Source organism: Cellulomonas sp. P22 (assembly GCF_044392165.1).
This window is the reverse complement of sequence record NZ_JBISBW010000011.1, coordinates 129,767-143,541: the sequence shown is the minus strand read 5'-3', so window position 1 is coordinate 143,541 and position 13,775 is coordinate 129,767. Positions and strand designations below refer to the sequence as shown.

12 protein-coding genes are annotated in these 13,775 nt (G+C 75.9%); 6 read left to right on the top strand and 6 right to left on the bottom strand.

Features of this window, described 5'->3' with window-relative positions; all coding sequences use genetic code 11:
* The first annotated feature begins 65 nt into the window (after positions 1 to 65).
* Both ACGIF2_RS13290 and ACGIF2_RS13285 read left to right on the top strand, forming a co-directional pair.
* The gene (locus tag ACGIF2_RS13290) at positions 66 to 1,433 is read left to right on the top strand and encodes a hypothetical protein (RefSeq protein WP_396047349.1); all 1,368 of its coding nucleotides are present in this window, start codon (positions 66 to 68) and stop codon (positions 1,431 to 1,433) included.
* Between the two features lie 79 nt (positions 1,434 to 1,512).
* Positions 1,513 to 2,775 (top strand): FHA domain-containing protein, encoded by a 1,263-nt coding sequence (locus ACGIF2_RS13285; protein ID WP_396047347.1) that lies wholly within the window; start codon positions 1,513 to 1,515, stop codon positions 2,773 to 2,775.
* A gap of 43 nt (positions 2,776 to 2,818) precedes the next feature.
* Here the strand turns inward: ACGIF2_RS13285 and ACGIF2_RS13280 are convergent, their stop codons facing one another.
* From ACGIF2_RS13280 to ACGIF2_RS13260, 5 genes are all read right to left on the bottom strand, one after another.
* Positions 2,819 to 4,399, bottom strand: coding sequence for a hypothetical protein (locus ACGIF2_RS13280; RefSeq protein WP_396047345.1), 1,581 nt, complete (start codon positions 4,397 to 4,399; stop codon positions 2,819 to 2,821).
* A gap of 13 nt (positions 4,400 to 4,412) precedes the next feature.
* Complete coding sequence (locus tag ACGIF2_RS13275) at positions 4,413 to 5,726, bottom strand: S8 family peptidase (protein ID WP_396047343.1); 1,314 nt, start codon at positions 5,724 to 5,726, stop codon at positions 4,413 to 4,415.
* The gene (locus ACGIF2_RS13270) at positions 5,723 to 6,079 is read right to left on the bottom strand and encodes a hypothetical protein (RefSeq protein ID WP_396047341.1); all 357 of its coding nucleotides are present in this window, start codon (positions 6,077 to 6,079) and stop codon (positions 5,723 to 5,725) included. Before ACGIF2_RS13270 ends, ACGIF2_RS13275 begins: the two co-directional genes overlap by 4 nt.
* Before the next feature lie 128 nt (positions 6,080 to 6,207).
* The gene (locus ACGIF2_RS13265) at positions 6,208 to 6,492 is read right to left on the bottom strand and encodes a WXG100 family type VII secretion target (RefSeq protein ID WP_396047339.1); all 285 of its coding nucleotides are present in this window, start codon (positions 6,490 to 6,492) and stop codon (positions 6,208 to 6,210) included.
* A gap of 25 nt (positions 6,493 to 6,517) precedes the next feature.
* Positions 6,518 to 6,829: a WXG100 family type VII secretion target gene (locus ACGIF2_RS13260; RefSeq protein WP_396047337.1), complete on the bottom strand. Its 312-nt coding sequence runs from the start codon at positions 6,827 to 6,829 to the stop codon at positions 6,518 to 6,520.
* Between the two features lie 287 nt (positions 6,830 to 7,116).
* Between ACGIF2_RS13260 and ACGIF2_RS13255 the strand changes: the two genes are divergently transcribed.
* Genes ACGIF2_RS13255 through ACGIF2_RS13245 form a run of 3 tightly spaced genes read left to right on the top strand, consistent with a single transcriptional unit; the run spans position 7,117 to position 11,103 of the window.
* Positions 7,117 to 8,466: an EsaB/YukD family protein gene (locus tag ACGIF2_RS13255; RefSeq protein WP_396047335.1), complete on the top strand. Its 1,350-nt coding sequence runs from the start codon at positions 7,117 to 7,119 to the stop codon at positions 8,464 to 8,466.
* A 4-nt stretch (positions 8,467 to 8,470) separates the two neighbouring features.
* Complete coding sequence (eccB, locus tag ACGIF2_RS13250; protein WP_396047333.1) at positions 8,471 to 9,853, top strand: type VII secretion protein EccB; 1,383 nt, start codon at positions 8,471 to 8,473, stop codon at positions 9,851 to 9,853.
* Positions 9,850 to 11,103, top strand: a complete 1,254-nt coding sequence (locus ACGIF2_RS13245) for a S8 family serine peptidase (protein WP_396047331.1) — start codon at positions 9,850 to 9,852, stop codon at positions 11,101 to 11,103. Before eccB ends, ACGIF2_RS13245 begins: the two co-directional genes overlap by 4 nt.
* On the opposite strand, the gene rarD is transcribed toward ACGIF2_RS13245, so the two are convergent.
* Positions 11,079 to 12,110 (bottom strand): EamA family transporter RarD, encoded by a 1,032-nt coding sequence (rarD, locus tag ACGIF2_RS13240; protein ID WP_396047329.1) that lies wholly within the window; start codon positions 12,108 to 12,110, stop codon positions 11,079 to 11,081. The two genes, ACGIF2_RS13245 and rarD, sit on opposite strands and share 25 nt — an antisense overlap.
* Before the next feature lie 234 nt (positions 12,111 to 12,344).
* On the opposite strand from rarD, the gene ACGIF2_RS13235 reads away from it, so the two are divergent.
* The gene (locus ACGIF2_RS13235) at positions 12,345 to 13,742 is read left to right on the top strand and encodes an FAD-dependent oxidoreductase (RefSeq protein ID WP_396047327.1); all 1,398 of its coding nucleotides are present in this window, start codon (positions 12,345 to 12,347) and stop codon (positions 13,740 to 13,742) included.
* Positions 13,743 to 13,775: the final 33 nt, after the last annotated feature.

Sequence of the window (13,775 nt, the reverse complement as noted above, 5' to 3'; positions counted from 1 at the left end):
CGGGGCCCCAGTAGCATGTCGCCGGTCCTGCCCGGGTCGACCGGCCCCCATCGGAGGAGGTTGGCGTGAGCGCACCTGCCGCGCCGCTCGTCCGTCTCGCGCTCCAGATCGGCGGCGACCGGCTCGACGTCGCGCTCACCCCTGAGGTGAGCCTCGCCGCGACCCTCCGGTCCGCGGGCGTGGACGTCCGCGAGCCCGGCCTGGTGGTGCTCGACTCGTCCGGCCGCCCGCTCGCGATCGACGAGGGCGTCGGCCCGAACCTCGCCGACGGTGCCGTGGTGCACGTCGTCCGCCCGGCAGCGCCCGACCCGGTGGGACGCAGGACCACCGGGTCGGCGTCACGTCGGCCGCCGGCGCAGGCGGGCCTCGTGCTCCTGGGCGGGGTCGGAGGGCTCGTCGTCGCAGGCGCCGCGCTGCTGGGCGTCCCGTCCGCGCTGCCCGTCGCCGGTGGGCCGCAGGTGCTCGCGGCCGTGCTCGGGCTCACCGCTGTCGCGCTCGTCACGGCGCGCGGGAGCAGCCGTGGGGTGGCCGACGCGGCCACGCTCGTGGCGCCCGTCCTCGGGTTCGCCGCCGGGGTCCTGGCCGTCGACCCGGCGCTCGCCCGCGCGCACCAGCTGGCCGTCGCCGTCGGGCTGGTCGTGGCCGCCGTCGTCGCCGCGGCACGCCACGCGGTCAGCCGCATCGCGCGCTCTGCCGCGGCCGACCTGTCCGGCGTCGTGCTCGTGGCCTTCGCGGTCGCCGCCGCCGCCGCGGCCGCCACGCTGCTCGCCGGGCTCCCCGGCGCCCTCGCGGCAGCCGTCCTGGTGGGGGCCGCGCCGCTCGCCCTGCGGGCCCTGCCCAGCCTGACCATCGCCGTGCCCGACGAGCAGCTCGTCGACCTCACCCTGACCGCGCGCACGGCCCTGTCGGTGCGCGGACCCCGTCGCCCCGCCCCCGCACGGGCGACCCGGCAGCAGGTCGAGCTGACCGTCGGACGCGCGGAGCGGCGCAAGGACTCGGGCACCGTGCTCGTGGCGATCGTGGGCCCCCTGCTGCTCCCGGTCGTGCTCACGACCCCCGCGCCCAGCGCCGTCGCGCGGTGGGGGAGCCTCGCGCTCGCGGGCTGCGTCGCGCTCGCTCTCGCGCTGCTGCCCCGCACCGCCCGGGGCACCACAGCCCGGGTCGTGCCCCGCCTCGCCGCCGCCGCGGTGCTGGCCGAGGCCGTCGTCCTCACCGACGTCGGGGGAGCGTCTCCCGTGCTCGCGGCGACCGTGCTCGTGCTCGTCGCCCTGGTGGCCGCCGGGACGAGCCTGCCGACGGGGCGCGGGTGGCGCTCGGTCGCGGCGTCGAGGTGCGCAGACGGCATCGAGTCGCTCGCGGTCGTGCTCGCCCTGCCCGCTGCCCTCGTCGCGGTCGACGCGATCGCCCTGCTCCGCGCGGCGGCGTCCGGATGACGACCGCAGCCGCTGGGTCGGCGTCCGTCGTGCCGCCGCCCCCCGACCCCTCGCCGTCCTGCGACCTCCGGGAGAGCCGATGACCAGCACCGCCCAGGGAGCCGTCTGCGCAGGCTGCCGGCGCCCGTTGCAGCCCGGCGCCCGGTTCTGCACTGGATGCGGCAGCGCTGTCGTCCTCGCGGGGTCCGACGTGGTGGTCATCGAGGACGCCCAGCCCGCCGCGCCGCACAGCGAGCCCTGGGGCGCGGCGCGCCGCACCGGCACCGCGCACGCACCGTCCCCGACCGACGAGCGGGCCGCGAGTCTGGACCCTGCGTTCGGCGGCGTCACGCCCGCACGGGTCGGCCAGCGGCTCCTCGCCTACGCCGTCGACGCGCTCGCGGTCACGCTCGCGTGCGCCCTCGTGCTCGTCCTGACCCGCAGCGTGGTGCTCACGGTGCTCGTGGGCGCCGAGCTCGTGGTCGGCATCGTGGTGTGGGAGGGACGCACGGGCGCGTCGTTCGGCAACCTCGCGGTCGGCCTGCGCACCGCCCGCATCGAGTCGCCCCACGCCGCGGGGTCGGGCCGCTCGACCCGCCGGGCCCTCGTGCTCGGTGCCGGCCACCTGGGTCTGGGCGTCGGGCAGTGGCTCGTCGTCGCCTCCGGGGCCTTCGACCCCACCGGGCGGGTGCGCGGCTGGCACGACCGCGCTGCACGCACCGTGGTGGTCGACGTGCGGGCGCCCCGTCGCAGCCCGGCGCCGCCGCCGGCACCCCGTGCGGTGAGCGGCCCTGCCGTCAGCACCGTCCGACCCGCGCAGCCCCGCACACCGGAGCCCCCGACGACGTCGGCGGTCACCCAGGCCCAGCCGCGGCTGCGGCCCGACGCCGCCGGCCACGTGGCGGCGGGGGGCAGGCCGGGCGCGCCCGTCGGGCAGCGTGTGCCGGCAGGGCAGGGTGTGCCGGTCGACAGGGGCGTGCCGGTCGCCCCGCCTCGCGAGGTCGCGGCCGTGTCCGCCGCCCCTGCGGCCGGCTTCGTCCTCACCCTCGACACCGGGGAGTCGACCACGGTCCACGGGCCGGGTGTCGTCGGGCGTGCGCCGCGGGCCGTGCCCGGCGAGCGCTGCGACCACGTGGTGCAGGTCGACGACCCCGACCGTTCGCTGTCCCGGACCCACGCGCGCTTCGGCATCGACAGCACCGGGTTCTGGATCTCCGACGCGGGTTCGGGGAACGGCACCGTGCTGCTCGTCCCCGGCCGACCCACGGTCGTCGTGCCCACCGACCGTCGGGTCTCCGTGCCGGCCGGGGCCACCGTGCAGATCGGCAACCGGACCTTCACTGTCCGCCCCGCGACCCGTTAGCGAACGCCGCGGTCGCCCGCGGCCGGCGCCGGGGCGGTGCGGGTCACCAGGGCTCGTCGGCCTCGGGGTCGGGCTCCGGGGCGGTGGGCAGCTGGTCGCGCGACCCGGCGCGTGCCCGTGCGGTCAGCGCCGCAGGGATGGGGGCGTCGTCTTCCTCGAGCTGGGGCGCGAGGTACCCCGATGAGGTGGTGCGACGGGACTTCGTCGAGCCGCCCGCAGCGCCGGCGCCCGCGCCCTGCGGACCGACCATCGTGGAGCCCTGCCCTGCACCGGGAGTCGTGGACGTGGTCGTCGACGAGCCGGCGACCAGGCCCGAGCGGCCGCTGGTGCCCGTGAGGCCCGATCCCGAGGCTCCCGCCGTCGACCGCGAGCCCGCCCCGGCCGCCGCTCCCTGACCGCCGCCGAGGAACGTGCCACCTGCCGCGCCTGCCCCTGCGCCCGTGCCGGTGCCCGTCGCGCCGATCCCGAGGCCTCCGCCGATCCCGAGGCCTCCGCCGAGGCCGCTGCCGACGCCCAGCGCCGTGGGGGAGCCGCCGAGCCGGCCGACCCCGGCCGCGCCCAGCGCCGCACCACCCACGGCCAGGCCGCCCGCGAGGGCACCCGCGCCCGCAGCCGACCCGCCGAGCCCCGCCCCGTGGCCGGCGCTCCCGCCGAAGCCGCCGATCCCGGGGGTCGTGCCGGTGCCGAGCCCCGTGCCGGTGCCGAGCCCCGTGCCGGTGCCGAGCCCCGTGCCGGTGCCGAGCCCCGTGCCGGTGCCGAGCCCCGTGCCGGTGCCGAGCCCCGTGCCTGTCGTGCCCGCGCCGGGCACGTACCCGCTCACGGTGCCGTCGGCCGAGGTCGTGCCACCACCCACCGGCGAGGTACCACTGACGGGGACCCCGCCGATCGTGGTGCCGGGCTTGCTGGCGATGTCGAGCGACGACTCGGTGCCAGCGGTCCAGGGCGTCGCACCGGCCGCGGCCGTGGACCAGGACCCCGCAGCGGACCGCGACGGGACGCCGGACGTGGTCCGCTGCCGGGTCCAGGTACCGGCATCGGCGGGATCGGCAACCGGGGCCTGGTCGGTGGGGGTCGTGGCCGGGAGGCTGGACAGCGGGGTCACGTAGGCGTCGATCTCGGGGCTGGACGCGAGTGAGTGCGTGGCGTCGGTGATCGCCGTCGCCAGATTGGCCAGGGCCTTCTTCGCTGCCGACTCCCGGTCGCTCTCGCGCTGGTTGGACCAGATCTCCCCGGCGACGGTGGCGGCGACGGTGCCGATGCCCGGAAGTGCGATGGTCCCCCCCGCGGTGAGGGCGGCACGCTGGGCGAAGGAGAGCTTGCCCTCGGGCAGTGCGTGATAGGCCTCCTGCGCGGCGGCCACCGCGGCGCGGGCGCTCTCGGCGGCGGTCTGGGCGCGGGTGATCGAGTCGGCGGTCCTGCGCATGTCGCTGGCCAGGAGGGTCAGCTCGCCCTCTGAGGCGTCGGCGATCTCTCCGGTGATGCCGAGGTCGCCCACGATCGCGGTGACCGAGTCAGCCATCGAGTCCAGGGCCGACGCGGCGAAGTGCAGGCGCATCGCGTCCTGGGTGATCGTGTCGAGCTCCGCCTGCAGCGTGAGGGCGAGGTCGTCGGCGTGCTGTCCCATCGGGGATCCCTTCTCAGGCCCAGGGGCCGGGGGTCGGTGGCGGGGACGAGGAGGCGGTGGTGCGGCGTCGTGCGCGGCGGGTGAGGGCGACGGCGAGGGCGATGCCGATGAGGACGAGGAGCCCGAGAGCTCCGGCGGCGGTGAGCAGGAGCGGGCTCAGGGGTGAGGCCGTCGTGGTGGGGGTGGCGGTGTCCTGCGCCTCTGCCGGCGGCGCAGTGGTGGTGTCGGTGCCGGGTTCGGGCTGGCCGAGGATCGTGGCGGTCGAGGGTTCGGCGTCGTCGCGCAGCAGCGGGTTCTCGTCGGGGTAGGTGGTCGGGTCGTGGGCGAGCATGTGCTGGACGTCCACGATGCCGTAGCCGAGGTCGGCGTTGCGGGTGAGTTCGTGGTCCGTGGGCCCGGTGTTGCGGATCAGGGACTGGATCATCTGGTTCGCGGTCGCGTCGGGGTAGGCGGACCAGACGAGCGCGAGGACCCCCGCGGTGAACGGCGTCGCGTAGGACGACCCGCCGGCGAGCCCGTAGCTGTCCCAGGTGGGCATGATGACTCGGACGTCCTGCCCCGGCGCGGCGACCGTGATCCACGGGGTGGCTTCCATGGTGTCCGTGGCCGAGCGGCCGTCCACGTCGCTGCGCTCGACCGCGACCACGCCATTCGCACTGGACAGGAAGTCGGGTTGAAAGCTGTCGTTGGGCACGCCCGCCACGACGACCACGCCTGCTCGCAGGACCCGCGCGAGCGCGTCCGTGACGTCGGCGGTGGATCCATAGCCGAACGACAGGCTCACGATGTCGGCGCCGTCGGCCACGGCCTGGTCGAGCGCAGAGACGACCGACGTCGCCGTGCTCTCTCCGACCCGAGCGCAGTCGCTGTTCTCGCCTCCGGTGCTGAAGTGGACCGTGTAGTGGAGCACGTGCGCTCCGGGGGCCACCCCGAGTGTGCCCGGCTGGCCGGCGGCCCCTTTCCCGTTACCGAGGATCATCGAGGTGACCGTCGTGGCGTGGAACGCCTCCGGGTCGGTGGTGATCGCGTCGATGGGCGGTCCGCCCGGCGTCCGTGCGCAGTAGGCCGGTTCGTGGACGGTCAGGTCCGCGCCCGCGAGCTCGGGTGCTCCCGCGTTGATCGGGCCGTCGAGCACGGCGATGGTGATGCCCTCGCCCCGGGTGCGTTGGTGGGCCTCGGCGACGCCGGTCTGGGTGTAGTACCACAGGCCGTCCCCGGCGTCGGCGGCCATGGCCGGACCCGTGGGGGTCGCGAGAAGGGCGGTCAGGGCGAGCGTCGCGACCACCCCGTGGCGCAGGGGCCGTCGCGTCACGTCTCGTCGGGTCACAGCGGGACCATGCGGCCCTGGAGGCCGGCCAGCCGGTTCGCTGCGGCGGTCAGCGAGGCCGCTGCGGCGGCGTCCTGCGCCAGGAGGGCCGAGGCGCTCGTGCTCAGTCCCGTGATCTGCTTGTCGACGGTCGCATGCAGCCGGGCGATGAAGCCGCGCGCCTCGTCGAGCGACGCGGCGAGCGTCCGCGAGAAGTCGTCGGGTCCCGGGGCGGCGGACCACCGGGTGGTGTCCTGGTTCCCGCCGATCTCCGCGACCGCCCCCTGCAGGATCTCGAGGTTGTCCAGGATGGAGGTCAGCCGCGCGACCCGCGCGCTGAGGACCTCGCTGTCGAGCTCGATCTCGCCGGCCATGCCCGTCCCCTCGTCGCGGCCCGTGTCGCGGGCCGATGTGCTCGACGCGCGCCGCGCCGCCAGCCCCGGGGGGATGGCGGCGCGGGCGTCCGTCGTGGTGCCGTGCGCGCCGCGGCGCGCGGGTCGAGCTACCAGCGCTGGGCGTTCGCCCGCTCGGTGGCCTGGTAGTCCTCACCCGAGGCCGCGACCGCGCGGCCGATGTCCGCGAGCAGGGCCTTCATGTCGGTGATGGCCGCGGTCCACGAGGCCTTCGAGGCCTCGTAGGACTCGGCCGCCGCACCGGTCCAGTTCGCACGCAGCGGCTGCAGCGAGCGGTCCATGTCTGCGAGGCGGCTCTCGATCTGGTTCGCGCCCGAGGCGATGTCGGCGGCCGCGGTCTGCAGCCCGCCGAAGTTGACCTTGAGGTTGCTCATCGTCGTCGTTCCTCTCGTCGCGCGGTCAGCCGAGCCGGCCCTGCAGGCGGCTCATGGCCGACTGCTGGGCGTCGTCCGCGGCGGTGTAGGTGGACTGCGACGACACGAGGTTCGCCTCGAAGTCGTCGAGCGAACGCACGATCTTCTGCGCGTCCTCGCGCCACCGGGCCATCAGCGACGAGAACGCGACGGCGCCCTGGCCCTGCCAGTGCGAGCCGATCCCGGCGAGCTTGCCCTCGAGCGCGGAGAGCTCGCGCTGCAGGTCTGCCTTGGACTGAGCGACCGCGGACGCGCCCTGCTTGAGCGCACCGTCGGCTGCGGAAACCTCGACCGCCATCGTCACCTCCCGTTACTCGACCCCTGCGGGTCGAACCCCTAGCACCACCGTGCGGCGACGCCGTCACGGACGCATGCGTCCTGACACGGGAACCGTAGTGCAGCCCCCCGTCGCATTCGTCCCAGGGCAGTGCAATCACCCGATCGGGTCAGGACCCGTCTCACGTGTCGGGCGTGCGACGCGATCGGGCAGCGCATCCGGGGTGTGCAGCCTCCGGCGGTGGCTCCCGCGTGGCTATGCTCACCACCGACCCGACGCGGCCCGGTGGCCTGGACCGAAGGACACGGATGACCGATCTGACCTCGTCCCCGACGACTGTCGGGACGCTCGTCCGGTTGTCCGTCGTCGCCGACGACCGCCGCGCGGATCTCGGCGCGCCGGGCAACGTCCCCGTCGCCGAGCTCATCCCCGGGCTCGCGCGCACGCTGGGCGTCCTCGACGCCGCGACCGTCTACGGCGGCTACCGCCTGCTGCGGGCCGACGGCCGACCTGTCGAGTCGGCGCGGAGCCTCGTGGCGCAGGGGGTCGAGGACGGCGCGGTGCTCACACTCGAGGCAGGGGCGGACCGGGCCGAGCCCCGCGTGTACGACGACGTGGTGGAAGCGGTGGCCGACGCGGTCGAGGCGCACCACGCGCCGTGGACCGCGCAGGACAGCGCACGGAGCGCGGCGGGCGCCGCGGTCGCGCTGCTGCTCGCTGCTGCTGCGCTGCTCGTCGGCGCCGACCCGGCGTCGCTGCTGCCCCCGGTGCTGGCGGCCGCGAGCTGCGTGCTGGTGCTCGCGGCGGGGGCCGTGGTCGGGCGCGTGGGCACCGAGCCGGGTGCGGGTCGGGTGCTGGTGCTCGCTGCGACCGTGCTCGGCGCGGTCGCCGGCCTGACCGCTCTGGACGGGGCGCCCACCTGGGGCTGGTCGACGGCCTTCGCGGGGGCGGGGCTGCTGGTCTCGGGCGGGATCGGTCTGCTGGCGATGCCGGACCGGCGCGAGCTGTGCGTCGGGCCGATGCTCGTCGGCCTGGCGCTGGCTGCGAGCGGCACGGTGGTCGCCGCCGCGGGGACAGATCCGGGCGCAGTGCTGGCGGTCGTCGTCGCGGTCGTGGTCGCGTGCTCGATCGGGGTGCCGTGGCTCGCGCTGTCGGGCACGCCGCTGCGGGTCGTCACCGCCCGCTCGGACGCCGAGATCCTGCTCGACCCCGTCGAGGTCGACCCGGCCGTGGTGCGCGCGCAGTACGCGACCGGCCACCGGCTGCAGGTCACGCTGCGTGCCGCGGTCGGCGTGCTGGCCCTCGTCGCGACCCCCGCGATCGTGGGGACGGGCGTGGCCGGGACGCTCCTGCTCGTGCTCTGCTACGGCGGCCTGCTGCTGAGCGTGCGCCAGACCTCCTCGCGCAGCGACGTCCTGCTCGTCGTGTCGGTGGGCATCGTGGGACTGGCGGCGACGGCGCTCGCGGCCGCGCTCGTCCACCCGGGCTGGCGGGGCGGGCTCGCGGGGGCCGCCGGGCTGCTCGCCGCTGTCGTCGTCGCGCTGGGCCTGGTGAACCCCGGCCGACGGCTGTGGCTGGGGCGGCTCGCGGACACCGGCGAGCTGCTGTTCCTGGCGCTGCTGCTGCCTGTCGCACTGACCGCCGCCGGCGTGGTCTGAGCGCGTGGCGTCCAAGCGCGACCTCGTCGAGGCGCAGACCTACAGCCGGCGGCGACTGCTGACGGCGTTCGTGAGCGGTGCGCCCGGTGGTCAGGAGCTCGAGCCGACGAAGCCGTTGCGCGGCGTCGTCGCGGGCGTGGCGCTGTCGGTGCTGCTCGTGGCCGGGTCGTGGGCGTTCGGGCTGCTCGCGCCGAGCCTCCCCTCCGGGTGGGACGACAGCTCGCTCGTGCTCGTCAAGGCCGACGGCAGCCGGTACGTCGCGGTCGACGGCACGCTCTACCCGGTGCTCAACACGACCAGCGCGCGCCTGGTGATCCCGTCGCAGGCGTTCAAGGTCGTGACCGTCAAGGACAGCGACATCGTCGACACGCCGCGCGGGCCCACGATCGGCATCGCCGGTGCGCCCGACTCGCTGCCGGCGGCCTCCCGGCTCGTCGCGACGGGCTGGCTCTCGTGCGCGGTCGGTGACGGCGCCGCGACGACGCTGCTCGGCGCCGATCTTCCCCTCACGGTCGACGCCGCGGGCGGCGCGCCCCGGGCCGTGCTCGTGACCGTCGTGGGTGACCTGTACGTGGTCGCGGGCGGGTACCGGTACCTGGTGCCCGACGAGCACGTCGCGGCGGTGCGCCGTGCCCTCGAGCTCGAGACCGCGGTGCCGCTCGAGGTGCCGGCGGGCTGGCTCGGGCTGTTCGCACCCGGCACCGACCTGGCGCCGCTCGAGATCGCGGGCGCGGGGGACCCGGCGCCGCTCGGCGTCGTGCTGCCCGGGGGTGCGGTGGTCGGCTCGGTCGTGGAGGTCGCGGGCACCGCGGACGGCCCGACGCGGTACGTGGTCGACGCGCAGGGCGAGCTGGCGCCCCTGAGCCCGTGGGCCTACCCGCTCTACCAGCTCGGGTCGGGGGCCTCGACGGGTGCCGAGATCGCGGTGAGCGCGGCCCAGGTGGCGAACGTGCGCACCGCGGCGCAGCCGGTCGCACCCGCGGACTGGCCGACCGACCTCCCGGCGGCGGTGGGTGCCGACCAGGCGCCGTGCGCACGGCTGACCACGGGGGCGGGGGCGGGCGTCGACCTCGTGACCACCCCCGGCCCGGTGCCCTCCGCCCCGGCAGCCCCGGTCACCGGCCTCGGCGTGCGGGTGGTGGCGGGCGGCGGCGCGCTCGTGCGGGCCCAGGGTGCCGCGGGCGCCACGTCCCAGGTGCTGCTCGTCGACCAGTCGGGCGTGGCCTTCCCGGTGCCCGACGCGAACGACGAGATCCTCGCCCGGCTCGGGTACACGCCCGACGCGGTCGTGACTGTGCCCCCCGCGTGGGCCGCGCTGCTCGCCACCGGACCGGCGTTGACCGAGGCGGACGCGGCGACCGAGGTCGTCGCGGCCCTCGGCTCGTGAGGCACGGCAGCCGGCCGCGCGCCCGGCTCGTCGTCGCGCTGGTCGCGCTCGTCGCGGGCGGCGGCGTCGTGGTGCCGGGCACGGCGGCGTCCGCGGCGGACGTGGCGTGCACGCCGGGGACCACGACGTACGTGCCCGACCCGCCTCCCGCGCTCGCCCGGCTCGCGAGCGAGGCGGCCTGGCGCACGGCCACCGGCGCAGGCGTGGTCGTGGCCGTGGTCGACTCCGGGGTGGACCCGGGCAACACGCACCTCGCGGACGCGCTGCTGCCGGGCGTCGACCTGGTGGGTGCGGGCGGCGACCCCACGGGGCTGAGCGACACGGACGGGCACGGCACCGCGGTCGCCGGGCAGATCGCCGCCCGCGCGGTGCCGGGCTCGGGCGTGGTGGGGCTGGCGCCCGACGCCCGGGTGCTGCCGGTGCGGGTCTTCCTCGCGGACGACGAGCAGTCGGTGCGGGACGGCAACGGGCCCCGCGCCGACCGGGTCGCGGCGGGCATCCGCTACGCCGCGGAGCACGGCGCGCGGGTCGTCAACGTGTCGATGAGCACCACCGAGGACTCCCCGGAGCTGCGGTCGGCGGTCCAGGACGCGACCCGCGCGGGGGTGCTCGTCGTGGCGAGCGTCGGCAGCCGCGCCACGTCGGGCGGGGCCGCGGACGGGCCGCGCTACCCCGCGGGGTACCCCGAGGTGCTCGCGGTCACCGCCGTCGACGACGCGGACCAGGTCACCGACGGCTCGGTGCGCGGCGCGCACGTCGACGTCGCAGCCCCCGGGACGAACGTGCTGACCACGTACCACGCGGCGGGCGACTGCCTGCTCGCGGGGGACCAGGCGTCGACGAGCTTCGCCACGGCGTACGTGAGCGCCGCGGCGGCGCTGCTCGCCGAGCGCTACCCGGACGAGACCCCGGACCAGTGGCGCTACCGGCTCGAGGTCACGGCGGCCCGGGTGCGACCCGGCGAGCGGGACGACCTGGTGGGCTGGGGGATCGTCCGCCCCGACCAGGCGCTCGCGTTCGTGGACGACGGCTCGGCCGCCGGGCCCGTGAGCCCGGTGCACGCGCGTCCCACCGCGGCGACCGACGCGGCCGAGCACGTGGTGGTCGAGGTGCGGGCGGACCCGCTCGCGACGACCCGCGGCGTGGGTGCGTGGTGGACGTGGGGCGGTCTCACCGCGGTGCTGCTCGCGGTGCTCACGGCGCGGCTGGGCGGGACCCGGCGGCGTCAGGCGAGGGCGCCCTCGTCCTGATCGGGCGGGCTCGACGGGCTCGACGCGTTCGCGTCCCGCCCGCTCGCGACGTCCGGCACGTCGGACGCCTCCGCGAGAGGCAGCGCGTGGTGCGCGTCGCGGGCCTGGTGCCGGTGGGTGTGCACGCCGTCCACGGTCAGGATCACGAGGGCGACCCACACCAGCGCGAAGCCCGCCCAGCGGGCCGCGGGCATGGGCTCGTGGAGCACAGCGACCCCGACCACGAGCTGGAGCACAGGGGCGAGGTACTGCAGCATCCCCAGGACGCTGAGGGGCAGGCGCCGCGCGGCGGTGCCGAACAGCAGCAGCGGCACGGCGGTGACGACGCCCGAGGCGGCGAGCGCGACGGCGTGCCACCCGCCCGACGAACCGAACGACCCGGTGCCGCGCGCCTCGAGCACCACGAGGTAGGCGAGCGCCGCCGGGGCGAGCACGAGCGTCTCGACCGCGAGCCCCGGGATGGCGCCGACGGTGCGGCCGACCCGGTTCTTGAGCAGGCCGTAGACCCCGAACGTGCTGGCCACGGCGAGCGCGATCCACGGCAGCCGTCCGTTGCCGACGGTGATGACGACCACAGCTGTCGCCGCGATGCCGAGCGCGACCCACTGGATGGGACGGACCCGCTCGTGCAGCACCACCACGGCCAGCGCGACGGTGACGATCGGGTTGATGAAGTAGCCGAGCGCGGCGTCGACGACCTGGCCGGAGAGCACCCCGTAGACGAAGACGAGCCAGTTGACCGCGAGCAGCGTCGCGGCGGCGAACAGCAGCGCGAGCGTGCGCGGCGAGCGGAGCACGGTGCGGAACGGGCCCCAGCCTCGGGTCACGGCCAGCAGCAGCAGGCAGAACACGAGCGACCACACGATGCGGTGCCCGATGATCTCGACCGCTCCGGCGGGCTGCAGCAGGGGGAAGTACAGCGGGAGCATGCCCCACAGGAGGTAGGCGCTCACGCCGGTGGCGAGGCCGAGGCGATCGAGCGCGTCGGTCGAGGGTGCAGGGCTCACGTCCCGAACCTAGAGGGTTCGGGCGGTCGTGACCCAGATGTCCATGGACGAGCGCCCGAGGTCCGTCCCGTCCCCGTCCTGGTTCCCCTGAGGGATGCCTTCGTCCCCGCCGTACACTGGGCGGGCACCAGCACGCCCGGCAGCTGCCGAGCGGGGACGACCCCGGACCACGTCCGACGGCCCCGCCGCCGACCCCGCTGCCTGGGCTCCTCGACCGGAAGGCACCCGCGTCCCGTGAGCACGAACCGACCCCTGCGCGTAGCCATCGTCGGCGCGGGCCCCGCCGGCATCTACGCGGCCGACATCCTCTCGAAGACGGGGCTCGAGGTGAGCATCGACCTGTTCGAGCGCCTGCCCGCACCGTTCGGGCTCGTGCGGTACGGCGTGGCCCCCGACCACCCGCGCATCAAGCAGATCATCGTCGCGCTGCACAAGGTGCTCGAGCGGGGCGACATCCGTCTGCTCGCCAACGTCGAGTACGGCGTCGACCTCAAGCTCGAGGACCTGCGTCAGTTCTACGACGCCGTGATCTTCTCGACCGGCGCGATCCGCGACGCCGAGCTGCCCGTGCCGGGCATCGACCTGGACGGCTCGTACGGCGCCGCCGACTTCGTGTCCTGGTACGACGGGCACCCGGACGCCCCGCGCACCTGGCCGCTCGACGCCGCGCAGGTGGCTGTGCTCGGTGCGGGCAACGTCGCGCTCGACGTCGCGCGCGTGCTGGCCAAGCACGCCGACGACCTGCTGCCCACCGAGATCCCCGCGAACGTGTACGACGTGCTCAAGGCCTCGCCGGTCACGGACGTCCACGTGTTCGCCCGCCGCGGCCCCGCGCAGGTGAAGTTCTCGCCGCTCGAGCTGCGCGAGCTGGGCCACGTGCCCGACGTCGACGTGATCGTCTACCCCGAGGACTTCGAGTTCGACGAGGGCTCGATGGCCGCGATCCACTCCTCGAACCAGACCAAGCAGGTCGTCAAGACCCTCACGGACTGGACGCTCAAGGAGCCCGAGGAGCTCACCGCCAGCCGTCGCATCCACCTGCACTTCCTGCACAAGCCCGTCGAGGTCCTCGGCGAGGACGGCAAGGTCGTCGGGCTGCGCACCGAGCGCACGGCGCTCAACGGCGACGGCAACGTCACCGGCACGGGCGAGACCCACGACTGGCCCGTGCAGGCCGTGTACCGGGCCGTCGGGTACTTCGGCTCGCCGTTGGTCGACCTGCCGTTCGACGAGGTCGCGGGTGTCATCCCCAACCACGAGGGCCGCGTGATCGACGTCGACGGCGAACCCGTCCCCGGGGTCTACACGACGGGCTGGATCAAGCGCGGCCCGGTGGGCCTCATCGGGCACACCAAGTCCGACGCGTCGGAGACCATCCGGCACCTCGTCGAGGACGCAGGCGGCGTCGAGAGCCCGGCCGACGAGTTCGCGACGGCGGTCGAGCCGGACCCGCAGGCCGTGGTCGACTTCCTCGTCGCGCGGGGCGTGCAGCCCATCGAGTGGTCGGGCTGGGAGCAGCTCGACGCGTACGAGCGGGCCCTCGGCGAGCCTCACGGGCGCGAGCGCATCAAGGTCGTGCCGCGCGAGGAGATGGTCCAGGTCGCGCTGGGGACGGTGCGCCCGCAGGCCTGAGCGGTCCGCGCGCCCGTCCGGTGCGCGGGACGT

Coding starts and splice junctions, on each gene's coding strand:
- ACGIF2_RS13285 (WP_396047347.1), top strand. CDS start 1,513: ATGACCAGCACCGCCCAGGGAGCCGTCTGCGCAGGCTGCCGGCGCCCG.
- ACGIF2_RS13280 (WP_396047345.1), bottom strand. CDS start 4,399: ATGGGACAGCACGCCGACGACCTCGCCCTCACGCTGCAGGCGGAGCTC.
- ACGIF2_RS13270 (WP_396047341.1), bottom strand. CDS start 6,079: ATGGCCGGCGAGATCGAGCTCGACAGCGAGGTCCTCAGCGCGCGGGTC.
- ACGIF2_RS13265 (WP_396047339.1), bottom strand. CDS start 6,492: ATGAGCAACCTCAAGGTCAACTTCGGCGGGCTGCAGACCGCGGCCGCC.
- ACGIF2_RS13260 (WP_396047337.1), bottom strand. CDS start 6,829: ATGGCGGTCGAGGTTTCCGCAGCCGACGGTGCGCTCAAGCAGGGCGCG.
- ACGIF2_RS13255 (WP_396047335.1), top strand. CDS start 7,117: ATGACCGATCTGACCTCGTCCCCGACGACTGTCGGGACGCTCGTCCGG.